Genomic DNA, 24805 nt, shown 5'->3' on the forward strand with positions numbered 1-24805 from the left:
ATGTACTCAGGGCGGGAGGTAGCGCCGTGCGCAGCCCTTTGGACTCATTGGCCGGCAGTGAGACACCCCAAAGCGGCCGTTGGTGAACTTCCGCAACCAGCCTGCCACGGCCTTTCACAGGATGGCAGGCAGGTCCGCAGCGGCTGCGGCACTTCACATTGCCAAACTTGACGCCCGAGAGCGGCCGCTAAACGTTGGAGGAAAGTAGTTGGTTGTAGGGAACTCGCAGACAAGCATGCTCATGCATGCGCGACGTAGGCAAAGCCAGTACCCGGAACTGAGCCTCAGGGATTTTCTGAGACGGCTTCGGGCGGGCGTGGCTCAGAAGGGTTGCCCGAGGGAACCCCAGCCGTTCTTCTTCGGGCGTTGGCAGCAGGCCATCGGCAGAGGAGATAGCACAGCTACAGCGGAAGGATTGTTTCGCATGGATGACTGGCCGGTGTGCGAAGTCGGCGAGCACACGCAGCCGCTGATCCTCGTGCACCTCACGGGCCACCGTGTTGCCCTCTCGGGTGGAACAGTAGTACATCGGCGGCCCCCCCGAAAGGTCAATCGTGCCTAGGCTCGGCCGGGCACTTGGCACTTGGGCCGCCTGCAGTCAGGAATGCCAGTACATCAATTTCGTCCTTAAGGATTTCTCTCTCTGGAATCCCGTGCATCCGTGCAAGGTGCGTACTCAGTCGAATGCACTGAGCATTGGCTTCCGTGGAGAAGACGAATTCAACCATTCGCGCCTTCGGCAGGAACTCAGCACGCAACTCCTCCAACGCCTTCCGATGCTCAGCACTCAGGGCCGCGAGGTTGTCCTCCAACTTCTTCTGCACCGCATCCTGCAACTCCTTTGACGCATTGCTCACGATGGTGGTGACCATCTTGCCGGCAATAGAGCCGATGAGCGCGCCGAGAATGGGGACAGGGATTGCCGTCTGACCAGCGACAGCGAACATCGTCGCGATGCTCACGTCCGTACACAGGAAAAGCGCTTGGTCCACGAAGGCCGGAGCGTCGATTTCGCCGGATGTATAGCTCGGCAGGAGCACCGCGATGCCGCGGACTGCACCCACAAAAGCACCGGCTACAGGAGCAGACGTCCCAACGAAGTTCGTCAACACATAGATTACGCCAGCCGAAACGCCTCCGACAGCCGCGCCTTTGGCGGTGTCGAGCCCCACGTCCTTCCAGTCTTGGTTGCTGAAGTCGCCTTTAAAGAGGTTCTTACCTTCCTTGAAGTACTTGTTCGCTGCACTGCCCACGAAGCCAAATGCGCCGCCAACCGCCGCGCCGCCAGCAGCGGCCTTCAGCGCACCGCCTAATGAAGGTGCGTGTTCGTCAACGATTTCCTGTTCGCGTTCATCGTTCTTCTCGTACAACTCCTCTTCGACGTCATCCAGCGTCTTATGCACCGCTCCCTGCTGCACTTGGGCATATGTCGTCGACGATGCCTTCACTACCTCATCGAACGGCTTTCCAGACAACCGTTCAATCTCAGCAACCTTCTCCTTGATGGCGTCGACCGTTGACGATTTCAGTCCGGCCGTATCCCCTGCAAGTACCCTCTGAATGGTTGCGAGCTGGTCCTTTGGAATCAAGTAGAACGACTCGTCGCGTCCGAACTCAGGATACTTGCTCATGTGCTTCAACACATGGTCAAGCCCCTTGTTGACCCCGTTGATAGTTTTCATCTGAACGTCGACTCCGTTCAGAACGATGTCCTCGGGTGCGGTGCGATTGGAAGCGAGTTCCGCAGTCGGCGTCTGTTGGGTGACGTAGTCGAAGGCGTTCCGAACCCCAACCTCCACCACCTCAGCAATCTCTCCGTGCTTGGTGTCTGGATTGCCCAAAATCTCTTCAGGGCGGCCGATGAACTCTCGAACGTTTATGACCTCGGACAGCGCCTTGGAAAGGGCGTCTCGCTGGGTTTCAATCGCTGCGGCCTCGCTGGCGTGGCGGGCGGCATTCATCGCGCCGACCATCGCTGCCGACAGCTGGGCCTCACCAGCTGAGTTCGACGCGTTTTCCTGCTTCTTGCTGCCCCCTTGCGCCCTCATCGGAATGTCCCCACAAATCGCGAGAACCAGCCTTGGCCCTCGGCGCCTCGCGCGACATCGGCCGCAAGTGTCTTCAAGGCATCGTCGATGTCAGATGACCGCGGAGCAGCACCGCCCACCATGATGAAGTTGGGCAAGTCGGAGCTAGGTGCTTCCAGAGCAAGCGTTGCGTGCGGCTCAACGGCCGTCGGCGCGCCTTCCTCCTCGGCTTGCGCAGCCTCGGTCGCGTCGCCTGACTCTGCTGCCTTGGCCCTTCCTTCCACCGTCGTGTTCAACAGAACCGAGAGTGAATGCACGTGGTTCACAAGGGCTCCAATGGCCTCCAGCTGCTCCGTGCTGAAATCCCAATAGGACGCGGGGAGCGACATCCCTTCAAGCCTGTTCAGTAGCTGCCGCACTCCAGAGGCATGTAGCGTCGTCTGCTCGAGCAGCTGGGAGACGAGCTCGCGAGCCTCGAGAATTTGGTTGGTAGCCCGTTCAACCGACAGACGCGCCTCGTTCGCGCTCTCAATCGTCTGCTGGTTCTTGTAGTAGAAGTAAACCAGTCCACCAGCAGCGCAGACGCCAGCAGCCGTCCAGCCGATGGGACCCGCCAGCGCCAGCAGTGCATTTCCGGCGGCCATTCCACCGCCACCGGTCGCAAGCGCGCCGCCTCCGAGCCAGGCCAATGCCGCATTGGTAGCCGCAGCACCGGAGAGCCCAGAAATGGCAGCGCCCGTGGAAGCCGTACCAAATGTCGTGGCGACCGCCATCGCGGCGGTTGGTCCAACGAATGCCGTAGCTGCGCCCGCAGCAATGCCGACACCAGCAGCGGAGCCGCTTTCGATTGCAGCGTCGCGATGCTGCTTGCCTATGAGGTCTTGGATGTCCTGGAACTTGGCAGCCTCAACGTGGAACTCAGCGAACGTCTTGTCGAATTCCTTCGGGTGGTCGGCAATCTCATTGACGAAGGCCTCGGCCCTCCCAATGAGTGCCTCCCCAACTTGCTGCCTGAGTTCGAACAGCGACGTTGAAGCCTCAAGCACTTCTGCTTGGAAGCCATTGAACTTCTTGATTGCCGCTTCTGCAGCTTCTTTCGCATCTGCAGCAGCACTTCGGTTCAGCATCACTCTCTCCCTGTTTTCCGTGTTCTTTGGCCGGGACCTACTTAATGGCTCCGACGGTCGGCGATGTTGGAGGCTGGCTTGGCCTTTCTTGCACCGTAGGCCGTCATGGCCAGCGTCGAAATGACGCCCATTGCAAAGACGATGGCGAAGGCGGCCAAGTGCTCCAGCGGCGAGTTGTTCCCATTCATCGGTCGTTCTCCCAATTAAGATGTTGATGGTCTGGTGGAGTTTTCACCACCAGTGGCTCACCAAGTGAGCCACCCAAAGAAATCGTGAGAAATTCACGATGAAAGCGCCCCCTCGGTATGAGCCAGTATTTCTCTCAAACCGGCGGGGGTATCCGAATGAATCGGCAGATGCTGCGACATCCTCAACAATGTCGCCTGTTTGTGTTAGTCACATCGCATTAACCAGGTGAACTGCTCGGTCATCTGTGTGCGGGTGGAAGCAGCTGCTGGTGAGCTAGCGATGCACCGGTGTCTAAGGAACCCGGCGCTGATCCGAATTGAATCGACCTGGGTTCCTTAGGCTTAGGCGCACTTTGGCCTCTAGTGAGCTGCCGCACAGCAGTCACTCGTGAACTTCCGCTTCCAGCCTGAAGCTGACATCCCGTGGCTAACGGCAGCAATGCAGCGGGTGCCGACATCCGCGTCATCGAGCTGGGCTCACCCTCCGGAAGCTGAAGCCGTCATCGGTTCATCGGTCGACGCGCCATCGGCGATGACCGCTCTCGAAGGTGGAGCAGCCGTCCACGTCGTCGGGCCGCCGCAGACCACATCGGCCCGCAGTGAACGTCCGCTGCCGAACGTGTCGAGCTGGTGCTTTCGACCCAGTGCTGTCGATCGGCGTGTGGCAAAGCAGTCATTCGCTGCGGCCACAACCTTCCGGCCGTTCGGTGGGTTCAGCGACGTCAAGAGGGCCACCCGCCCAAACCGCAGGGGCTCCGCTGGACCAGGCTGCTGAGCGCAATGCGATGATCGCCGCGCCACGTTCCGACCGCGCCAGCGTGACTCAACTTCTAGTAGGCGGATCACGAACTTGCGCCGCGTAGGACATCTTCATAGGGCCACCATGACGCACCGAAGCGATTGGAATTCGAGTGCGGACATGCAGACGCGCGGTCGCATCCGAAAAGCCGCCGAGCAGGTACTGACCACACGCCGAATAGTCCCCGCCCCCCGTGCTTTCACGAGTGGGCGAGTGAATCATGGTCGGCGTTAGCAGCCAACCGGACAAGAGCTGATGCGGATCGTCAGCGCCAAGCGTCGGATAGTAGGTGAACTGCACTGGTGCCTGGACGTCGCGAAGATCAAGCTGCAACGCAAGACACTGCCCGCCCACGGAGAGTGTTTCGCCGCTTCTCTCCGCGATCGCATCGACGATGCGTCGCTCCACGTCGTCGTGCGTGAGCCTTTCGGTTGTGTGCGCGATGGCGCTCATCCGCTTGTCAAACGCGTGATTGGTGTCGCCCCATGAATCCATCCAGAGTCCGGTCGGATACTGCCGAAAGTGCTTGGCCACCTGGTGCCGGACGATCAACATCGACCCGCCGACCTTCTCAGCTTCAGGCCGCCATTTCATTTCCCAAACGAAGGGCCCGGGCTTGGGCCCCATGTGCCAACCCGCGATCGCGAGCGTCAGCCCGAGCGTGGATACCGACGGCACCGACCTAAGCCGAATCGGCAGATTGAATGCCAGATTCTCGAGCAACTCGTGCACAGGTCGAGCGAGGAAGAACCCTCCGCCTGGCTGAACCATCGCCGGCTTGATTTGTCGAAACGCCAAGCAGCTGGCGATGGCTTCGTCCATCCACATTTCGCTTGCCACCGCAATGCCGGTATACGAGATGGAAAACAGCGCATTGGCGCACATCACGACCAAGAGCTTTGAAGCCTCGGCGTCAACCACCTGTAACCCCGAGGGGGTCCGTCGCGATACCTGCCGGTCGACGACGACCGACACCCGCCCTCCCCAGACCGATGCCGCGAGAATAGTCACAGTAGCGATGATGCACGATTGCCCGCGGGTGGTACGACCGATGACCGTGAATGGCTTCTTCGATCGCTGGCAGCATCATCGACCCAACGTGCATCCGGCTGCGATGCCGACGTTGCGAGGTGAACACCTCGGTGCCCAGGCGAGCCCTGGTCGACGGCAGCAGTTCTAAACCAGAGCTCAGCGTCCAACTTGAGTAGCGGCTACTTTTCCACCTTCGGCTACAGATTGCCGTCCGAGAATCGGGCTGCGGCTGCACGCGCTAGGACCTCGCAGTATCGGAGTAGAGCGGAGATGACCTCCTCAAGGAAGCCCTCCTGCAGCTCAAGCTTCTTCCTGTGCAGGGTCAATAGCGTGGTCTCCTTGGTGTAAGCGGTGATGGTCCTGTCGCCCTCCTTAACGATCCCGTCAGCATGCACGAAGCAGTTGCGGACTTCGCGGATCTTCGTGATCGCGTTCCATTCCCTTTCTCCGGCGCTGAGGTCGAAGCCACCGACCTTGATGAGATAGTTGCGAGCCCGCTCGACGCCGTTGCCGTTGAGGTCTTGAAATCGCAGGCCTGAACCGACCGCGCTTTGCACTAAGTCGCACAGCCGGTTCAACTCGTTCTCGAACGCGCTGTAGATCGCGGCGAGGGCAGAACTCCGTTGCAACGACGGAAAGTACTCTTCGAAGACGTCTTCCAAGTCCTTGACGTGGCCTTTCAAGCCGGCATGCTCGAAGTCCGGCTCCTCGGGGTGCGGCTCGCTCTGCAGCAGTTCGGTGAGTTCGTCTTCCCAGTCCTTGCGCCGCGCGTGATACTCGGTGATTGACGTTTTGACCTGGACCTCAACGCTCTGTGCGTATGACCGCAGGATGTCCATCGAGTAGGCTGCGTCGAAGTGGAACCACTGCTTTAGGCGAGTCTGCCGTTGAAACTCCGACAGGGGCAACTTTGAGAGAGCCATGAGTGATTTAAGACTCTTTGCTCTTCAAGATCGGTTCGCCAGGACCGGCACTACTTGGGAACTGGTAGCCCATGACCGTCACGGAGTCGATCACATCGCAGGCTAGCTCAAGCGCTTCGGCACGGAGCTGCCGCAGCCAAGCGATATCAATGCGCGTCCCGAACTTCTCAAGGTTCGCAACCTTCCTTCCAGGCATGCTGAAGTAGGAGAGCTCCGATTTGCCGGAGGAATCGGGAATCCCCCAGAATCCATGGCAAAGGGCGTTTCGACTCTCCGCAGCCTTCTTAATCGATGCTTCCAGGGCATCGATCCCGGGAAAGTTTGCGGTCTTGTTCCTGCGTACGGAAGCGGCGTACTTTTGCGCAAGGGAGACGAGCGTGTCCGCCATCGCGAGTGCGAGCTGCTCGCCCCATTTCTCGACCGCTGCCTTCGCCTCTTCCTCAGTCTGCCATTCGTACGAGGTCGTGCCCGTGATCGCGAAATACGCCTTAACGAGCACGTCCTCAAGGAAGCCGAAGGTGGCAATGGTCCGGCCAAGCTCGTCCCAAAACTCGGGTGGGTGCGCGTGCGTCGGGTAGTTAGGGAGAAGTGCGCTTCGGTTTAGCTTGTTCGGTGACTCGGGCATGGTGGCAGTGGTTGTTGGGACGGCTCGAATGGTAGCGTTCGCAGTGCCCAGAGTATCCGCGCAAAACGACACAGGGGGGCCCATCACATCGTGCATTTCCGGCTTTTCGCGTCCGAGCAGCATCTGCATCACGCGCAGGTTCCTCGTCTGCTGGAAAACAGCTTCGCGAAGTTGGACGAACGCTGACTGGCGGCACGCCAAACGTCTCTTGATGGCCGTCAGCGTGAGGTCAACCAGGCGCCCGAAAGCTGACCCTCGCACTGCGGACGGCGGCCAGCGCGGTCAGTACCGCAACGACGCATGCTGTTGGGCCCTCAACTCGATGGGAGACCATCATGGGATCACCAGCCAGCATCCTCTCGCGCGAGCCGTGGAACAAGGGCAAGATCGTCGGTCAGAAGGCACCCTTCAAGGTCAAGGACATCTGGGCACTTCGCGTCCGGCTACAGATGGAGAACCGTGTGCGCGAGCTAGCGTTGTTCAACCTCGGCATCGACAGCAAGCTTCGAGGCTGTGACCTCGTCGCGCTTAAGGTGCGAGATGTCTGCCACGGTGACGCCGTCGCTAGCCGGGCGGTGGTGATGCAGCACAAGACGCAGCGCCCCGTTCAGTTCGAGCTCACGCCGGTGACCCGCGACGCCGTGCAGCGCTGGATCAAGCAAGCCGCACTCAGATCCGAAGACTTCCTGTTCCCGAGTCGCATGCACGGCTCGCCACATCTGGGCACACGGCAGTACGCCCGAATTCTGGAACGCTGGGTGGAAGAACTCGGGCTGGACCCCGCCGACTACGGAACGCATTCGATGCGAAGGACCAAGGCGACGCTGATCTATCGGAGGACAAAGAACTTGCGCGCCGTACAGCTGCTGCTCGGGCACTCCAAGCTGGAATCTACGGTCCGGTACCTTGGCATCGAGGTGGATGACGCGCTCGAGATTTCGGAGCAGACGGAAATCTGAGAAGCCACCCGGTGGTCGCTGCTTGCCATGGGCCGGTCGGCCGGGCGCAACGCCGGCTTTCGGGTACGGGGGCACGTCGAAGCTCCCGGCCTGCTCCGTGATTCCGACGCAGCGCCGCGGATGGCGGCGTGGTGCCCAAAGCCGACGCTCCCGACCGACGACGGATGACAGATCGGCAGCTAACGCTGGCAGATGGCTGATTTTGGGTAGGCTAGGGGTTGGCGTCGCAATAACTCACTGAGCATTGGCGCCTAGAGGGAGGAGCGTCATGCCCGACACGTCGTCAACGACCTTGAAGATGCCAGAGCTGCTCGTGTTCACGCGGGCCATACTGCTGGGCGCAGTGCTGTTCGAGATTTTCTGGGTAGCACTGCTAGCCACCGAGCCGTTCGGGCGCTGGCTCTATGCCCGAAACGGGATTGGACTGGCCATCGTGGCCTGGACCTTGGCCATCTTCTTCATCGGCGCGTACGGCCGCAAGCGAGGCGTCTATGACCACGCCAAGCGGATCTACGAAGGCCGTCGGCTGGATCTGCTGCTGCTGACCGTACTGGGCGCGGTCGCGGCCTGTATGCTGGAGCCGCAACTCGCCAAATTCCATACGGCGGTGGGGCGCGCTGGCGCGGGCTGGGCGCCGGTCGCCTTTGGCGTTCTGTTGCTGATGCTGGTGTCGCCGATGTGGCGCGAATTCATGCGCCGCAAGCGGCCCGACACAACGCAGCTCTACTTCCTGGCCGACGCCGAGATCAAGGATGCCGAGCAGGACGTGCTAGGTGTGGCCCGCCAGGCGAGCGAGTTTGCCGACACCGTGCTTACAAGCGGCGCGCACTCCGGGTTGGTCTTCGGTGTCGACGGGCCGTGGGGCGTCGGCAAGACCAGCTTCCTGAACTTGGCCAAGAAGCGCTGGGAGACCGAGGCCGGCGACTCGGTGATCGTCTTCACCTTCGAGCCGCTGCGCTATGCGTCGGAGCCTGACCTGTCAGAGCGGTTCATTAAGGATCTGTGCGCGGCGATCCAGCAGAAGGTCTTCGCGCCCGAGTTCCTGCCCGCGGCGACACGCTACTCCCGAATGCTGAAGGGAAAGACCGATTTTTCACTGCTGGGCATCAAGCTCTCGCTGGAGCCGTCGTCCGAAACGATTGACGAACTGCTGGACGACATCGACGACCTGCTCAAGCAGATCGACCGGCGGCTCATCGTGATCGTCGATGACCTGGATCGCCTTGAAAACAAGCTGGTCAACAACGTGCTGTTCACCGTCAGGCGCACCTTCAAGTTGACCCGGGCCACCTACATCCTCTGCTACGACACCGACACGCTGATCGCATCGGCGACAGGCAAGGACGACGGCGCGCGAGCCCGCGAATTCCTGGAGAAGTTCATCACCGCGAAGTTGAGCCTCTTTGTCGATCTCAAGGCCATCCACGACTACCTCGGCACCGGCTGGGAAACAAAGGCGATCAAGAGCGACACAGTGTCCGCCACGGCTAAGGGGCAGCTCAAGAGGCTCATGACGGCGACGCAAGCCCTGCTCAAAGACAAGGACGGGTACCGCTATGGACCGCTGCTGGGCGACATGCGCAAGGTGAAACGCTTCGTCAACGCGGCGCTGCTGATGAGAATGGATACCGTCAGGCTGGACGGCACTGACTTCGACGAACGGGACCTCATACACCTGATGCTGCTGCACCTCTGCTATCCGGGTCTCTTCCGCCGGATCTATGCCGAGGAGACCGAAGGCCACGCCGGGACGTTCAGTGCGCAACAAGGCGACAGATCGACCCACACGGGTCCAATCAACGGCAGTGGCTTGGACGAAGCGATCAAGCACGCGGACCCGGCGGCCAAATTCCTGCTCAGGCAGCTCTTCGACGTCGAGTCCTGGAAACCGTGGACGGCTTCGAACGATGAGACGCCATGGCGGACACGGGCCTGCTTTAACCATCCGCACCGCAATCTTGAAAAGTACTTGCAGCTCATCGTGCGACTGAAAGTCCCCGAACCGAGGGAGAGCTATCGCCTGTACAAGGATCTGCTGCAGGCGGTCATGGACCACCAAATCAAGGTGGCCGACGTGCTACTTCGGCCTGACTTCGCCCTGAACATCTCCGAGTCAGCGCAGGACAAGTTCTGGACTATGGTGGTCAATCACGCCCACGCACTCGACCGAAGGGCGGCGAACGATGTCATAGATACGCTGGTGCAGTGGCTACCGAAGTACTCCTCCCTGCAGTTCAGCCACTACAGCATGAGACACCGGGCTGTCGTGTCGTTGCTATTCATCTTGGATCGAGCTGGCTTTGGCGAACTCCCAGGCGGTGACCGAGTTCGCGACCTGGCCGACCTACCTCAGTTGGCGATCCGGTTGTTGGGCGGCGGCCTGTCTGCGTCGTCGCCATCGCTCATCCAGCAACTGGTGGCGCCCGACAGGGGCGCTCTGGGATGGGGTGACCTCATGCTGCTGCGCCTGTGTTGTTCGGCCGACCGGCAGTCCAGCGCACACAACATCTACACCGCGCTCGCGAGGCTTGAAGAACCCGCCGACAAGGTGACCGGCAACGTCGAGCACATCGCAACGAGGTCGATGCGCCGCCTATCGCAGCGGGTGTTCGAGGAGTTCCGGCGGAACTATATTGACGCGCGGGTCAACTACTTCCTTGAGGCCGACCGCATTACAGATGCTCAGATCCTGGGTGAAGGTGGCCACGCCATCCTGGAAGACGTCAAGGATCTAGAAGCGGAGCTGAAGTCCTCGATTTCGGGTCTCAAGAGCTTTGTGATGTACCAGCTGATCAACGACCGGGGCGGCAACGGCGAAGGCATCGGGTGCGGCAGGTACGACGAGGTGGGCACGTTGGACGGCGGCGGTATCCGCAAGGCCATGACGGACTACCTGCTGGGCTTCTGCTTCGACCCCAGCTACGGCCTTGCTCATGCCCGGGCCTTCGCCGACTACTGCATCCGCAGCCTGCGAGACGAGCCTTTCGAGTTCATCGGCGTGGACAACGTGGAAGGCACGATGAAGGCGGTCACCAAGCTGCTCGGACGGGATGCGATGGTCGCCTTTTGGACTAGGTCAGGTGACCAGATCAAGAAGCTGCTGGCGTCGGCCCGAGGCACCGTCTATTGCTATAACAACTTCAAGGCGTCCTACGAGGACCGGATTCCCACACTTTTCCTGGCAATGGATCGGTTGGTCAAAGAGCCTCCACTGGCGGCCGAACCAATGCCACCTGCGAAGTCAAAGTCGCCCCTTTAGCCGGCCAGCGTCGCGGCAAGCACGCGTGAGAGCTTCACGACGACCGTGCACTCGACTTGCTGGCCCTCCTGCAGCGCAGCAAGGTGAACGCCCCCGGTATTTCGGGTAATGGCGTCCTGTCGGTCTTGGCTGTCGAGCATCCAAGCTTGGTGGAACTCCGGCACGAGACCGACACCTTAGCCGTGATGGCGCGGAGCCAAGAGAGCCGCCTCAACATCCAGCGTCGGAGGACGGCTTTCAGCCTCCTGCCCCTACCCGATCAATTTCGGCTTTGGGCACATAGCTGCCGGCCGGGACCGAGGGGCCGCGGTGGCAATGGATCGCATTGAGCCGGACAGGGTCTGCGGGAGCGGTCGCTTGGCGCCGCCTCCCGGTCGCCGGCCGTGTTCAGACGGGAATGGGCGGTCAAGCGGTCGGCCGAGGCTACCGGCGCTCGATGACCGGTGTTCGCTGCTCCCGTCGTTCAAGCCTCCAGCGACGAACGTCTCACACCAGCCTAAAACTGCCGTTGCTCCAGAAAAGGCAATCACGCAGCGAGCGTGACCCTCGCAAGGACCCGTGACCTGCGTGATGTGGACGAAGCGAGGTCGTTGAACCGATGCCGAGCGTGTCGGCTCGCTTCAGATGAGGGCGATGGGCCCGAGGAGTCGACTCCAACTCGGGGCAGGCCTCGTTGGCCAGCCCCGAGCTCATCGTCATTCGCTCGCCGCAGACTCTTGCTCTCCCGTGTGCCGCTCAGGCTCCATGGTGCGGAGGATTTCGTTCAGGACGGAGGTGGCGTAGTTCCCCGCAGGCAAGGTGAAGGTGAGCACCAGCTGCTGGGCCTGCGGCCATTCCCATGTCATGTCCGCCGGGCTCGCCACCAGGGCGCGGCGTTCCTGGTCCAGGCCGGCGTGTTCCATGCCGTCGCACAAGGCGGCGTGACGTTCGGCCACGCCCATTTCCAGGGCCTGCGCTTGATCGGTGCTGCTCACGCGGCCCCGGCCCCAGAGCGGTCCGGTGGGTTGGCCCGCCTCGTCCATCACGTCACCGGGCAGGGTCTTGCCCCAGAGCCCCTGCTGAATGCGCAGCGCCAGCACTTCATTGAAGACGAAGGCGCGCACCGCCGACAGGTAGAGGCCTTTCTTCTTCGGGTTGCGCACGCGGATCTCGCGCGCCAGCATGGCCCGTCCCTGCTCGACGTTGCCGCCATCGTGGCCGAAGCGCTGAGCGCCGAAGTAGTTGGGCACGCCCTGTGAGGCCACGGCCTTGAGGTTGGCTTCGATGGCGTCTCGGTCACCGCTCACGTCACGCAGCACGATGCGGAATCGGTTGCCCTGCAGATCGCCGGGGCGCAGTTTCTTCACGTGGCGGCTCTGGCTCAGCACCTTGAATTCGGGGTGCTGAAGCTGGGTCAGGTCGGGCGTCTCGCCCTTGGGCAGATAGATGCTGAACCATTGGCGGGTGAGGGCGTAGCGGTCCTTGAGTCCGGCATAGCCCACGTCCCGCTCATGCACGCCGGCGGCCTCGGCCAGCTGCTGGGCGACGAAGGCGGTGTTGGCGCCGTTCTTTTCGACATCCAGCCAGAGGTGCTCACCCTCGCCGGAGGGCAGCTGCAGCGGCAGTTCGGTCACGATGAAATCTTCGTTGAGGCGTTTCAGCGTGGCGCTGGCGCCGCTGATCGGATAGGCGTTGGGCCACTGCGGCAAGGTCGTGTATTGGGCGTCGGTCATGAGCGGTTCGGCGGCAGCAGCTGTAGATGGGGGCGGACTGCCCGGCCGGCCTGGGGCAGTCCAGGCCGCGATTCTCCCCCCACCCGCGGGTCTCAGCGCGACCCCAGGCGGAGGACCGCGCCGACCGCCTGCGCGCTACGGGATCGGTCCGGCCGCCGCAAGATCGAGGCTGCGCTGCCGTTCGACAAACCACGATCGCGCCAGCCCACTTTCCGAGCCGCCCCAAGCCATGCGCTTAAGCTCTTGACCGAATACGAAGAGACTTCCCGCCCTCGGGCACATGGCGTCGATGCGCCAGGATTGGTGGTGTTCGAAGTCATCAATCTGCAGCCATGTGAAAAGAGAAGTCCATGAACGAAATTGCCCGAGTCGGGGTGAATCTGGCCAATCGGGCTATCCAGGTGCACTGGCAAATCCAATGACACCGCCGGCGAAGGCTCCTAGGCACAGGCCTCAAGAGAGTCCGTGGATGTAGATGTTCTGGTCCGGAAGCAGTGAGGCCCCTGCCAACAACAATGCCGACGCAGCAATCGCGTAGAACAGGTATTCACGCCAGAGCACAAAGAACAACACCGCTGCGCAGACTGCGGCGACCACCATAGCCCCAATCACCAGCGGCGGGTACTTAGTCTTCAAGTAGAGCATGACCTTTAACCTGTGCGGTAAGCGGACAAGCCAGCGTAGCTGGCGCAGGTCCGCTTGACCAACAGGTTGGCCCTGGCGTTAATCATGGTGGTGGCCTGATTGATTCTGCACAGACGCAGGCCGAGGTGGCGGGCGTCGACGGATAGCGCGACCCGACAGTGGCATTGACGCGGTACTGGGCCTTGCCAAGCGATGATTCGCCACAGAGCAGTTCGCAATCTCGCGTTTTCACTTGGACAAAGGTATACGAAATGCCAAAGACAAGAACAACTGCGGCGGCGATGAGCCACGCCAGTCGGCTTCGTAGAAGGGCAACGACTCGCGACATACCTGCGGCCTAACTAGGTTGTAGCGCGACAGATTCGCTGCATGACACCGGAACCTGTCTGCATAGCATCGAACTCCTCCCCGGCCTCCAGGCCGCGCCATTGTTGGGCTGCATGTTGATCGAATATCAATTTGTACAGCATTCACAGACCGGCCAATCTGGCGCGCCGTAAGTGCCATCGTCGAGGCCCACAAGAAGACTTTGCGCTGACGGATGTCCGTTTCGTGGGGCGGATTGGATGCAAGGGTGCCGGGCTCGTCAATCGCACCTGAGAGGGGGCACCACCGGTCGTGGTCGTCAACTGCCCCCCCTCCACTGCAGTCGATGCGGCTCCCGGACCAGTTCAGAGAGCCTGTTCGTTTGCTGCATTACAGCTCAAGATTTGTCCGCAGCCGCCAAGGTCATAAGCAGGTCCTGGACGACGGTGAGCGCCGCTTCCAAATTGATCGCGCGGCATCGCTCCCCAACTTGCCTTGCCATCGAACCGGACAAGGGCGCGCGGCGCGCGGCTGTCCACACCGGAATGACCGATGGCAAGGGCGGCGCCGACCCTGACAATGCGCAGGCGCGAAGCGCAACGTCGGCCTTTTCCAAGGCCCCGACTGACGGCCCTCTCTTCGAGCCCACGACATGGACCGCTTCCTCTTCGCCGCCCTGTCCGCCATTCGCCAATGGACCCTGGCCGCGGCGTTGACGCTGCTCGCCGCCTGCGCGGCGCCGCCCGACGCCGGCCCGGCCACGGCGGGGGCCTCGCCCGGTGAGCAGCTGCAGCGCCTGGCGCAGCGCCACCAGATCTGCGCGGCGGCGGTGGCGGTGATCCGGCAGCGCCAGCTGCAGTCGGTCACGACGGCATCGGGCTGCAGCCCCGCGCTGGCGGTGCGGCCGGACAGCGTCTTTCAGGCCGCGTCGCTTGGCAAGCCGGTGTTCGCGTACGCCGTGCTGAAGCTGGTGCGGGAAGGCCGGCTGGCACTGGACGCCCCGGTGCTGCAGTACCTGCCGCAAGGCTATCGGCATGCCTTCGACCCGTTGCAGCCCGGGCTCGACGGGCGGACCGACGAGGTCACCGACCCCCGCCTGCGTTCGGTCACCGTGCGCATGCTTCTGCAGCACACCGCCGGGTTTGCGAATTGGGCCCGGGGGCCGCTGCGCTTCGACACGGAACCTGGCGCGCGCTGGGCCTACTCGGGCGAAGGCTATGTGTTGCTGCAGCGCGCGGTCGAAGCGGTGACCGGCCAGCCCCTGGACGAGCTGATGCGGGAGCAGGTCTTCACGCCGCTGGGCATGACGCACAGCAGCTATCGCTGGACCCACGAGATCGCCGAGCGCCTGCTGCCCGGCACCAAAGCGAATGGCGCGCCGCGCAAGACCCTGGCGCTGCGGCAGCCGGTGGCGGCGTTCAGCCTCTACACCAGCGTGGAGGACTACGCCCGCTTCCTCGTCGCGCTGCTGAACGACCCGGCGCTGTCGGCGCAGATCGCCGATGCGCCGGTGGAGGTCGACCCCGCGCTGAACCTGGCGTGGGGGCTGGGCTGGGGCCTCGAGCAGGCGGCCGATGGCGTGCACCTCTGGCAATGGGGCAACAACCCCGGCTATCGCGCCTTTGCGATCGCCAGCCCGGGCTCGGGCGACGCGCTGGTGATGCTGAGCAACAGCGACGGCGGCCTGAAGATGGCCGCACCCCTGGTGCGCGCCGTCATGCCCGGCGAGCACCCGGTGCTTCGCTCGCCCTTCCTGAGCGAAGGCCTGTGGGTCACGCTGTGCGAGGCCTTGCGCCTGTGCTTCTGAGCCCCAGCGGGCCCCCGCCGGAGATCAAGGCCGCCTGCCGCCCGCCGCCGGCCCCGCCGCCACGTCATGCCAGCGGCCGTCGCCATAGCGAGCGAATCCTCCGTCGTCGCCGAAGCGCCAGAGGTGCAGCCATCCGTGGTCGACCAATTGCCGGACCACCGTGTGGCGGTCCATCACCCGCTCGATCGCCGCGGCCGGGGCGTCGATCAGCACCGTCAGCCTGAGCGGCTCGTGCAGCCAGCGTGAACCGTCGTGCAACGACTGGCGGGCGAGGCCGATGCGCAGGTCGCCGCCGTTGCCCTCGAACACGCCAATGCGGCCGCCCACCACGTTGTGCAGCAGTTTGTTGCCGCTGCCCAGCCGCTGCGGGTCGCAGGTGGAGGCGTGGTACTGCCAGTTGATCCAATGCGTCACCAGCATCGGCGCGGTCATCAGCGTTTCCAGCAGGCGGCCGTCGGGGTCGTTCGCCGCGTCGTAGTCGTGCAGGAAGGCGCGACCCTCGAGCACCGCGCCCCGGCTGCGCGCGCGGGGCGCGATCAGGAAGGCGGCGTTGCCGGCCAGGCCCCATTCGGGCCGCGTCTGCGCGCCGTCGTTCGCGCGGCGGCGCAGCTGGTCAAGCAAGGCCCCGCGCGGCGCCCTAGGGTCCAGACCGAAGGCCGCCGCACGCAAGCGCCGCGCCTGGTCCCCGGCCTGGTCGAACACCGCGCGCAGCCGGGACCAGCGTTCGCGTGCCGCGTCGTGGAGCAGGTCCAGATCGAAGCCCTCGACTTCATCGGTGGTGGTGTTGTGCAGAGCGGCGACGAAGGCCGTGCCCTCCGGCACCGGGATGCCGCGGCCGCGCAAGCCGTTCTGAACCTCCGGGTCGTTGAGCAGCCGTGCCAGCGCCCGCGCGTTCACCTCGCCCGATTGACCGCAGCAGGCGCCGCAGTCCAGCGCGGCGGCCTGGGGGTTGTTGGCGCTCTGGCTGCCATGCCCGACCAGCAGCACCAGCGGCGCCATGTCGCGGTCCAGCCCCATGGCCTGCAGCACGCGGGCGGCCAGATCGATTTGCGCGGCCCGGTCCAACCCCGTGATCACCGGCCTGCAGACATGGCGATAGCGCGGGGCCAGGCCGGCGCCGTCGAGTCGGTGGCGCGCCGCCGGCCGTGGCCGCAGCCACTGCGCGAGTTTGCCGAGGTAACCCAGGCCGGCCGCTTCGACAAAGGAGAAGGCGGCGTGCGGCCAGCGCCGACCGGCCTCCCATTGATCGAGCTGCGCGAAGCGGCGTTGCCGCGCCTGGCGCGCGGGCTCCTGCAGCGCGTCGCCCTGGGGGCCGAGATCCGCCGCGCTCGCGGCGATGCGCTCGTGGACCTCCAGCGACGGCGCCAGCAGCCCTGGCAACTGGGGGCGCCGCGCCGCGGTGGCCAGAGGCGTGTAGGCCAGGGGCAGGCCGAAGAAGCCCGCAAAGCCCAGCGTTTGAACCGCGGGCGAGACCGACTCGATCGCGCGCCGCAGCGGCTCGCTGCGCACGTCGATGCAGAAGACCGCCTGGGCCTCCGCCGGCGGCGCCATGTCGACGGGCCGCGGGGCGACAGCCGCGAGCCGCTGCGCCAGCTCGCGCTGATAGCCCAGGTCGTAGGCGAGTTGCCAGACCTCGTCGACGAGCAGCATGTCCTCGGCCTGGCGCAGCAGCTCGGCGGCGCGTTCCCACTCGACCTGCAAGGCGGCGAAGGCTTGCTGTGTCTGAGCGTCCTCGCGGCATTCGAGCAGGACCGCTCCCCAGGCCAGGCGGATCGCGAGCAGGTCGCGCAGATGCGCGTCGCCGTCCCCGCGTAGGCGCGCCTCCCAGGCCAGATAGGCGCACCACGACGCCCATCCGTTCACCGTGAGCAGCACCGCCTCGAGGTAGTCGGCCCAGCATTCCTGGGGCAGCCCGAGTCGACGCAAGGCCCACCGCTCGGCGTCGGCGCGGGTGGCGGGCAAGGCCGCAAGACCGCGCGCGATGTCGGGCAGCCCCATCAGCCGGCCGATGCCGTGGTCGTGCGTCAGCGTGTCGCGCCAGAAGGCGTAGAGGCCGCCGGTCCGCTCGGGCTGCCAGTCGGCCTGCTGGCGGTCGAAATAGGCTGCGCAGACCTGGCTGACCTGGTGGGCGATGGCCTGGCGCCATGACAGGCGGGTGTGGCCCTGGGGATCGTCGTCCAGCACGTCGATGAGCAGCGGCAGTCGCGGCAGCGCCGGCGTCTCGTCGAGCGCCGCCACCGCGGCTGTCGCGTCGATCCCGGCGTGCTGCGCGGCGGGCAGCTGTGCCAAGGCCTGGTCGAGATCGGCGCGGCGGATGCGCCCCGACGTCCAGGCCTCGCGCAACCGGCCGCGCGGCGGGAGCACACGGATGTCGCCGAGCACCGCCATGCGCGCCGCGACGCCGCGCAGCGACCGGTCGATGCGCTGCCAGTGCGGGTTGACCGCGATCGCCCGGTCCAGAGGCCAGGCGGGCGCGATGGTTCGGCAGGCCTGCACGCAGGCCTCGTCGATGTGGCGGTTCAACGCGGCCGGGTCTGCGGGCGTTGGCAAGGTCGCTGCGGCTGCCGGTGCGGGGGCTCCGGCCAGCGGCGGTTCTGCACGCGGCATCAACAGGGTGTCCATCAACACGTCCTCGGTTGGGTTCGGTTCTGTTCGCTTCATTGGGCGGCCGTGGCCGTCCAGCGCGTCGGCCACAGGCGCAGCGAGGCGCGCGTGACGAACTCGTCGATGTAGAAGCCGGCATAGCTCCAGCGGCGCCAGCCGGCCAGCGCCTGCGGGCGCACCTGCAGCAGGGCCAGGCACAGGTAGAGCCCGGTCAGGCCCCCCAGCACCAAGGGGCCGGCTGCCGCATGCGGCGCGTCGCTCAGCCCGAAGGGCAGGGCGTGCCCCAGCAGCGCCGCGAGGGTCAGCGCGGCGATCATCAGGCCGCCCGCACCGGCGCGGCGCACCGCGCCAGCCGCGCCCGCCTGCGACGAGGTCGGCATCCACAGCAGCGGTGCCCAGGCCAGCGCAAGAACGCCGCTCCACCACCAGGGCCAGGCGGCGACTGGCGCCGCGGCGACCAGCGCGGCGATCAGTGCCCCCGCCCCGGCAGGTGCCATGGCCAGACTCGCGAGCGAGGGGCGCGGGGGCGCGCGCAGGGCGCGCAGCCGGGTCTCGTCGACGGCCGTCGAGGCGGCCAGGAACGCATGCGCCTTGTAGAGCGAATGGCCGATCAGGTGCAGCAGCGCGAGCGTGTACAGGCCGAGTCCGCACTCCATCACCATGAAACCCATCTGCGCGATGGTGGACCAGGCCAGGCGCACCTTGATGCTCACCCGCGTCAGCATCACCAGGCTGGCGAGCAGCGCGGTCGCGAGGCCCAGCGCGACCAGCAGCCCGCGCGCCACCGGCGCCGCCTCGAGCAAGGGCGCGAAGCGGATCAGCACGAAGCCGCCGAGGTTGACCACGCCGGCATGCAGCAGCGCGGACACCGGTGTCGGGGCCTCCATCACTTGCGTCATCCAGCCGTGCACCGGCAGCAAGGCGGTGCGCAGCACCACGGCGAGCGCGAGGCAGACCGCACTGGCCTGCAGCGCGGCGGACGGTGCGCCGGCCTCGAGATGGCGCCACAGCGCGGGCAGCGACCCGGACCCCACGTCGGCCCAGGCCAGCGCAGCGGCGACGAGCAGCAGCGCGTCCGCGAGCCGGTCGGCCAGGCGCTTCTTGTGCGCGGCCAGCAGTGCCCAGGGCCGGTCGGTGTAGAAGCACAGCAGCTGCTGCAGTGCGACGCCCACGGCCGCCCACGCGGCGATCAGCAACAGCCAGTGATCGGCCAGCAGCAGCACATGCACCGCGGCCAGAACCCCGGCCAGTGCCGCGACATAGCGGGGCTGGCCCGGTTCACCCTGCAGATAGCGCGACGAGAAGCCGGCGATGACCACACCGAGCAGCTGCACCAGCACCGCCACCCACGCGCCGGGCAGGGTCGTGCCCAGTCCGGGCGGCAGTGTGGCCTGATGGGCGGGCGTGGCCGCCAGCTGCAGGCCCAGGTGGGCCAGGGCGCTGGTCAGGGCCGCGGCCCCCAGCCAATGCAAGCGGCGCCACGCCGGCCGCTCCCCCGCGCCGCCGCGCCGTGGCAGGGCCGCGAGCATCAGCGCGGCAGGCAGCAGGGGGAGCAGGGCGGAGAGGCTGGCAGGCGTCATGGTCATCGCTCGGGTGCGGAACGGAGCGAATGATGGGCGGCTGCCTTGGTTCTGTAAATTACATTAATGCGAACGGATTGATATGGAAAACAGAATCGTGGACCTGGGGCAGCTGAACTTCCATCACTTCTTCTACTTCTGGCGCGTCGCCAAGACCGGGCATCTGACCCGGGCCGCGGAAGAGCTGCATGTCTCGCAGTCGGCCCTGTCCAGCCAGATCCGCCAGCTCGAGGAGCGCCTGGGCGACGCGCTGTTCGAGCGCACCGGCCGCCGCCTGGTGCTGACCGACACGGGCCAGCTCGCGCTGTCCTATGCCGAGAACATCTTCGGCCTCAGCCAGGAGCTGCTCGGTCGTCTGCAGGGCCGCAGCGCCGGCATGGTGAGGCTGCGCGTCGGCAGCGTCGCGACGCTGTCGCGCAACTACCAGGAGAACTGGATACGTCCGCTGCTGAGCGACCCCACGGTGACCCTGTCGCTGGAGTCCGGCCTGCTCGACGATCTGCTGCACCGGCTGCTTCAGCACCAGCTCGACGTGGTGCTGGCCAACGACGCGGTGCCGGCCGATGCGGACCGCCCGCTGCATTGCCGCTTCCTGGGCAGCCAGGCGATCTCGCTGGTCGGCCCGGCGGCCGCATGGCGCGGGCGCACGCTGCGCCTGCCCGAGGATCTGCAGGGGGTGGAGCTCGCGCTGCCCGGTCCGCGCCACGCGCTGCGCGGGCAATTCGACGCGCTGTGCGCGGCCGCCGGCGTCACGCCCCGCCTGCGCGCCGAAGTCGACGACATGGCGATGCTGCGCCTGGTGGCGCGCGACAGCGGCTGGCTGACGGTGCTGCCGGAGGTGGTCGTGCAGGACGAGCTGCGCTCCGGCGTGCTGGTGAAGGTCGGCGGCTCCACGCGGCTGAAGGAGCACTTCTATGCGATCACGACGTTGCATCGCCATCGCATCGAGCGGCTCGAGCAGCTGCTGGCGGGAGCGCCCCGCAGAGCGCGCAAGCACGCCGGCCAGCCCGAGGACGGCGAGGCGCGCCGCCCTGCGCGTGGTGCCTGAGCGCCGCGTCCCTGCCCTGGCGGACGCCCGGCCGGTTCGCTCAGCCCTGCGGCGCCTCGCCGTCCTGCATCAGGTCGATCAACTCGCGCACGAAGGCCAGCGCCTCCTCGGCGGTGGCGAAGTAGTACTCGCCGCCCAGGTCGGCGGCGTCGCCGTCGGGGCCGACATGGACCACCGACCAGCCCTCCGCGCCGCCGCCGATCGCGCAGACGCCGAAGCTGCCCGGGGCCAGCTCGCGGGCGCTGCCGGCGGTGATGAAGATGTCCTTGCCCCGATGGGCGTGGTAGCGCTTGAGAAGGCTCATAGGGCATTGTCCCTGGGCCACAGCGCCCACAGGCGCAGGGGCTGTTTCATGCGGCCGGCCTGGGCCTCGGCCTCGCTGCCCCAGCCCCAGAAGAAGTCGGCGCGCACCGCGCCGACGATGGCGCTGCCGGTGTCCTGCGCCATCACCAGGCGGCGCAGCGGGGTGCTCGACAGTGGCTCGGTGCTGTCCAGCCAGACCGGCGTGCCGTAGGGGATGCTGGCGCGGTCCACCGCGATGGAGCGCCCCGGCGTCAGCGGCACGCCCTGGGCGCCGCGCGGCCCCACGGCCAGGTCGGGCAGCGGTTCTTCGCGGAAGAACACATAGCGCGGGTTGGCGCCCAGCATCTCGCGCAGGCGCTGCGGGTTGCGCCGCGCCCAGTCCTTGATGCCGGGCCAGGAAGCCTCGCCGGGGCGCAGCTCGCCCTGGTCCAGCAGCCAGCGGCCCACCGAGCGATAGGGCTGGTCGTTGTGGCCGGCGAAGGCCAGGCGCACCCAGCGGCTGCTGCCATCGGGTTCGGTGATGCGCAGCCGGCCCGAGCCCTGGATGTGCATCACCAGCGCGTCCAGCGGGTCCTCGACCCAGGCCAGGCTTTCGAAGAGCGGACCGCCGCCGCGTGCGTCCTGATGCCGCGGGGCGCCGTGGCGCGCCAGCTGGGCGGCGGCCTCGGCCTCGATCTGCTGGCGCGTCAGGTAGGGGCGGCGGCGTGCCAGGTCTTGCGGCGGCGCGAGCAGCGGCACGCGAAAGCCCGCCTGGGCCTGGCGGCGCGCTTCCAGCTGCGGCTCGAAGTAGCCGGTCACCAGGCCCTCGGCCTGGCCCTCCAGGCTTTCGACGCGCCAGGGCTGCAGGTGCTTCATCAGCCACAGCCGGATCTCCCAGTCGTCCGCCGGGCGGGCCTGGCGCGCCTGCGCGCACAGCGCGGCCCAGCCAGCGGCCGGCTTTTCGCAGCCGCGCAGCAGGGCTGGCCAGGCGGCCTGCACGGCGTCGTCGCCCCAGCCGGGCAGTTCGGCCCAGTCGGCCGAGACCCAGCGCGAGCGCTCGCGCAGCAGCGTGCGCCGCTCGCCGGAGGCGGCCGCGGCTTGCGGCGGCGGGGCGGGCGTGGCGGGCGTCGCGAGGGGAGGCGCGCTGCGCGGCGTGGCCGGAGCGCCGGAAGGCGAGGGGGGCTGGGGGGTGCTGCAGCCAGTCAGCACGCCTAGAATCGCGGCCGCCGCCCAGCCGGGGCGGCCCATCCAACGGAACATCATGGGCGTGATTTTGCTGGAGGCCCTGGGCGCGCTGGCCCTGCTGGTCTTTATTGTGTGGTGGACCATGTTCTCCGGCCGCAAGAGCGGGGAGCGCCACGACGAGGAGGCGCCGACGTCTTCCCGTCCGGATCGCCCGGACGAGAAGGGCTAGCGGGGCGCGAGCGCCTGCCGCCCCCGCTCAGCGCGGCGGCAGCAGGAAACTCAGCGGCGCGCGACGCAGGCGCTGCCAGATCGCGGCGCGCAGCGCGCGCTGCTGGTCCACGCGGATGCCGCGCGAGCGCAGCGCCACGCGCAGCGCCAGGTAGAAGCTCACGCCCACGTTGAGGAAGCCGGTGAACAGGATGCCGGCCACGCAGAGCCAGAACGCGGGCAGGCTCAGCACCGGCATGCCCAGCGCGCCGGCGGCGGCGGCCAGCTGCCCGGTGGACAGCGTGACGTGGCGCACCTCCAGTGGCAATCCGAAAAAGCCCAGCAGCGCCGGCACCAGGCCCAGCATCAGGCCCAGGCTGATGTTGGCCGCCAGGCCGGAGATGTTGGCCCGCCACCAGGCCGACCAGCGCTGCGCGCGCGCCTGGCCCAGCCGCGCGACGATGCGCGGGTTCCATGCGATCGCGCTGTCCAGCCGGTGGAACACGAACCAGTTCTCCACCCAGCCGGCGATCAGGCTGGACGAGAACAGCAGCACCCCGGTGAAGGCGGCGAACAGCAGCGACGGACCCAGCAGTGTCAGCGTCTCCAGCACATGGTGGGCGTCCTTGGCGCCGACCAGCGGACGCCCGAAGGCCCACTGGCACAGCAGCTGCACGCCCAGCACCAGCGGCGCGCAGACCGCGAGGTTGCCCAGAATGCCGGCGGTCTGCGAGCGGAACAGGTGCGCCACCTCGTCGACGAAGCCCTGCACGCCCTCGGCGTTGTCCACGTGCTGCAGCTTGGCGGCCATCGCCGGCGCCGTCATGGCCGGCTGCTTGGTCGCCACCGTCCAGTGCAGCAGGTGGATCAGCACGAAGCTGAGCGCGTAGTTGGCGCCGGCCCAGAAGCCCGACCAGAAGGCCGACAGCCCCAGCGCCATGATCGCGAACTTGGCAAAGGTGGTGCCGGCGATGACCGCACCGCCGCCGCCGGCACGTCGCAGCATGTCGCGGTATTCCTGACGGTTGCGCGTGATGTAGTGTTCGCCGGTCTCGGCGCTGCGCTCGGCCACCTTGCGCGCCAGCAGCGAGTAGTGGCGCGCGAACAGGGTGCGCAGGCTGCGCCGCTCGTGCACCACGCCGACCAGGCTGGAGACCAGACGCAGCAGCTCGCGGCGCGGATGCGGCGCCAGCAGGCAGGCCAGCAGGTCCTCGACGCGGCGCAGGCGCGATTCCATCTGCTCCACCGAGAACATCAGGTCCACCGAGACGCCGTGCGCCTCCAGGTGGTCGGGGATGGAGCGCAGCGCGCGGCGGCATTCGTCCAGCAGTCCGCGCAGGTATTGCAGCCGGGCCGGCAGGGCCTGGACGTCGCCGTCCTGCAGCGCGGTGTCGGTCTGCTCCCAGGCCGTGGCCAGGCGGGTGAAGGGGCGGTTCTGCAGCAGCTTGGGGTCCATGCGCTGGCGCAGCGGGCCGGCCAGGCCGCTGGCATGCACGGAGCCGATCAGCACGGTGACGGCCTCGCGCATCTCCTCGCGCCAGTCGCCCTCGGGCGCGCCGGCGAACAGCAGGCTCAGGCGCTCCAGCAGCTCGTCGTCCAGCGCGGCGATCCAGTGCTCGTCTTCCTCGTCGGGAAAGAGCAGCTCGAACAGCGTGGCGAGGTCGCGCGTGTCGGCGCTGTCGGGCAGCAGGCGGCGGCGAAGCCGACCCAGGAACTCGTGCCACAGCGCCATGCGCGGCGCGAAGCCGACCTCGGCGAACAGGCTGACCGCGTCCACATCGGCCCAGACGCTGGCGATCACGCCGGCGAAGGCGCGCGCATGGTCGGGGTGGCGCTCCAGCACGTTGAGCAGGTGCTTGAGCCGGCGCAGCGGCATGGGCGTGGGACCGGCGCCGCGGCTTTCGTCCTTGGGCGCGGGGGCGTGGCGCAGCCATTCCACCAGGCGCACCAGCCACAGGTTGCGTTCCGCCAGCGGGGCCTGCGGATCGGCGGCGTTGAGCAGCGCGGTGAGGTCCCAGCCGCGCGAGAAACCGGGCAGACGCAGCGCCATCAATGCAGGCTGCCAGCCTGGGCCAGCAGGAATTCGGGCACCTCGGCGTAGAACACCTCGGCCGTGTCGGTCACGCACAGATAGCGGCCGCTCATGCTGCCCTGCGGCGTGCTGATCTGAGCCCAGGAGCTGTACTGGAAGCGTTCGCCGGGGCGCAGCAGCGGCTGCTGGCCGACGACGGCGAGGCCGCGGACCTCCTCGATCTGGCCATTGGCATCGGTGATGCACCAATGCCGGGCCACCAGCTGGGCGCTCACGTCGCCGCGGTTCTCTATCGTGACCGTGTAGCTGAAGGCGTACTGCCCCTGCCGTGGGTCCGTGTGCTCGGCCAGCGGCGTGACCATCACGCTGCAATGGAAATGCGGGTTTGCCATGCGATCGATTCTAGGGGGAGGGTCCGCTATGCTCTCAACGGTCACACAAGCAGGACACGGCGCACA

The 24805-nt window shown here is 66.2% G+C and carries 19 protein-coding genes; 5 read left to right on the plus strand and 14 right to left on the minus strand.

Annotated features, from left to right (window positions below; all coding sequences use genetic code 11):
• Positions 1 to 548: 548 nt before the first annotated feature.
• From LZ017_RS05940 to LZ017_RS05965, 6 genes are all read right to left on the minus strand, one after another.
• Entirely contained in the window at positions 549 to 2048 is a 1500-nt protein-coding gene (locus LZ017_RS05940) for a hypothetical protein (protein ID WP_241299290.1), read from the minus strand.
• On the minus strand, positions 2045 to 3154 hold the full coding sequence (locus LZ017_RS05945; RefSeq protein WP_241299292.1) for a hypothetical protein: 1110 nt from the start codon (positions 3152 to 3154) through the stop codon (positions 2045 to 2047). Before LZ017_RS05945 ends, LZ017_RS05940 begins: the two co-directional genes overlap by 4 nt.
• A 41-nt stretch (positions 3155 to 3195) precedes the next feature.
• Positions 3196 to 3342 carry a hypothetical protein gene (locus LZ017_RS05950; protein ID WP_241299293.1) on the minus strand — a complete coding sequence of 49 codons (147 nt, stop codon included), beginning with the start codon at positions 3340 to 3342 and terminating at the stop codon, positions 3196 to 3198.
• Positions 3343 to 4165: 823 nt separating this feature from the next.
• Complete coding sequence (locus LZ017_RS05955) at positions 4166 to 5116, minus strand: hypothetical protein (protein ID WP_241299295.1); 951 nt, start codon at positions 5114 to 5116, stop codon at positions 4166 to 4168.
• A 254-nt stretch (positions 5117 to 5370) separates the two neighbouring features.
• Positions 5371 to 6012 (minus strand): hypothetical protein, encoded by a 642-nt coding sequence (locus LZ017_RS05960; RefSeq protein ID WP_241299297.1) that lies wholly within the window; start codon positions 6010 to 6012, stop codon positions 5371 to 5373.
• 91 nt (positions 6013 to 6103) lie between these two features.
• Complete coding sequence (locus tag LZ017_RS05965; RefSeq protein WP_241299299.1) at positions 6104 to 6853, minus strand: hypothetical protein; 750 nt, start codon at positions 6851 to 6853, stop codon at positions 6104 to 6106.
• A gap of 203 nt (positions 6854 to 7056) precedes the next feature.
• On the opposite strand from LZ017_RS05965, the gene LZ017_RS05970 reads away from it, so the two are divergent.
• Together LZ017_RS05970 and LZ017_RS05975 are read left to right on the plus strand one after the other, a co-directional pair.
• The gene (locus LZ017_RS05970; protein WP_241299301.1) at positions 7057 to 7680 is read left to right on the plus strand and encodes a tyrosine-type recombinase/integrase; all 624 of its coding nucleotides are present in this window, start codon (positions 7057 to 7059) and stop codon (positions 7678 to 7680) included.
• A gap of 268 nt (positions 7681 to 7948) precedes the next feature.
• A complete protein-coding gene (locus LZ017_RS05975; protein ID WP_241299304.1) occupies positions 7949 to 10939 on the plus strand; it encodes a P-loop NTPase fold protein in 2991 nt (996 codons plus the stop codon).
• A gap of 695 nt (positions 10940 to 11634) precedes the next feature.
• Here LZ017_RS05975 and truD read toward each other — a convergent pair.
• Both truD and LZ017_RS05985 read right to left on the minus strand, forming a co-directional pair.
• Positions 11635 to 12651 carry a tRNA pseudouridine(13) synthase TruD gene (gene truD / locus LZ017_RS05980; protein WP_241299306.1) on the minus strand — a complete coding sequence of 339 codons (1017 nt, stop codon included), beginning with the start codon at positions 12649 to 12651 and terminating at the stop codon, positions 11635 to 11637.
• A gap of 453 nt (positions 12652 to 13104) precedes the next feature.
• Positions 13105 to 13296, minus strand: coding sequence for a hypothetical protein (locus LZ017_RS05985; protein ID WP_241299308.1), 192 nt, complete (start codon positions 13294 to 13296; stop codon positions 13105 to 13107).
• A gap of 958 nt (positions 13297 to 14254) precedes the next feature.
• Here LZ017_RS05985 and LZ017_RS05990 point away from each other — a divergent pair.
• Positions 14255 to 15409 carry a beta-lactamase family protein gene (locus LZ017_RS05990; RefSeq protein WP_241299312.1) on the plus strand — a complete coding sequence of 385 codons (1155 nt, stop codon included), beginning with the start codon at positions 14255 to 14257 and terminating at the stop codon, positions 15407 to 15409.
• A gap of 24 nt (positions 15410 to 15433) precedes the next feature.
• Here the strand turns inward: LZ017_RS05990 and LZ017_RS05995 are convergent, their stop codons facing one another.
• Positions 15434 to 18031: a YbcC family protein gene (locus LZ017_RS05995; protein ID WP_241299316.1), complete on the minus strand. Its 2598-nt coding sequence runs from the start codon at positions 18029 to 18031 to the stop codon at positions 15434 to 15436.
• 35 nt (positions 18032 to 18066) lie between these two features.
• Entirely contained in the window at positions 18067 to 19593 is a 1527-nt protein-coding gene (locus tag LZ017_RS06000) for an NADH-quinone oxidoreductase subunit L (RefSeq protein WP_374109889.1), read from the minus strand.
• A gap of 97 nt (positions 19594 to 19690) precedes the next feature.
• On the opposite strand from LZ017_RS06000, the gene LZ017_RS06005 reads away from it, so the two are divergent.
• On the plus strand, positions 19691 to 20641 hold the full coding sequence (locus LZ017_RS06005; RefSeq protein WP_241396088.1) for a LysR family transcriptional regulator: 951 nt from the start codon (positions 19691 to 19693) through the stop codon (positions 20639 to 20641).
• 40 nt (positions 20642 to 20681) lie between these two features.
• Here the strand turns inward: LZ017_RS06005 and LZ017_RS06010 are convergent, their stop codons facing one another.
• Positions 20682 to 20945 (minus strand): hypothetical protein, encoded by a 264-nt coding sequence (locus tag LZ017_RS06010; RefSeq protein ID WP_241299321.1) that lies wholly within the window; start codon positions 20943 to 20945, stop codon positions 20682 to 20684.
• Positions 20942 to 22252 carry a murein transglycosylase A gene (locus LZ017_RS06015; RefSeq protein ID WP_241299323.1) on the minus strand — a complete coding sequence of 437 codons (1311 nt, stop codon included), beginning with the start codon at positions 22250 to 22252 and terminating at the stop codon, positions 20942 to 20944. Before LZ017_RS06015 ends, LZ017_RS06010 begins: the two co-directional genes overlap by 4 nt.
• On the opposite strand from LZ017_RS06015, the gene LZ017_RS06020 reads away from it, so the two are divergent.
• Positions 22185 to 22337, plus strand: a complete 153-nt coding sequence (locus LZ017_RS06020; protein WP_241299325.1) for a hypothetical protein — start codon at positions 22185 to 22187, stop codon at positions 22335 to 22337. The genes LZ017_RS06015 and LZ017_RS06020 overlap by 68 nt on opposite strands.
• Positions 22338 to 22364: 27 nt before the next feature.
• Here the strand turns inward: LZ017_RS06020 and LZ017_RS06025 are convergent, their stop codons facing one another.
• Together LZ017_RS06025 and apaG are read right to left on the minus strand one after the other, a co-directional pair.
• Positions 22365 to 24365: a site-specific recombinase gene (locus LZ017_RS06025; protein ID WP_241299327.1), complete on the minus strand. Its 2001-nt coding sequence runs from the start codon at positions 24363 to 24365 to the stop codon at positions 22365 to 22367.
• A complete protein-coding gene (gene apaG / locus LZ017_RS06030) occupies positions 24365 to 24739 on the minus strand; it encodes a Co2+/Mg2+ efflux protein ApaG (RefSeq protein WP_241299329.1) in 375 nt (124 codons plus the stop codon). The genes LZ017_RS06025 and apaG overlap by 1 nt, the downstream gene beginning before the upstream one ends.
• Between the last annotated feature and the right edge of the window lie 66 nt (positions 24740 to 24805).

The sequence above is a fragment of the Pelomonas sp. CA6 genome, assembly GCF_022549225.1.
Classification (GTDB): domain Bacteria; phylum Pseudomonadota; class Gammaproteobacteria; order Burkholderiales; family Burkholderiaceae_C; genus Roseateles.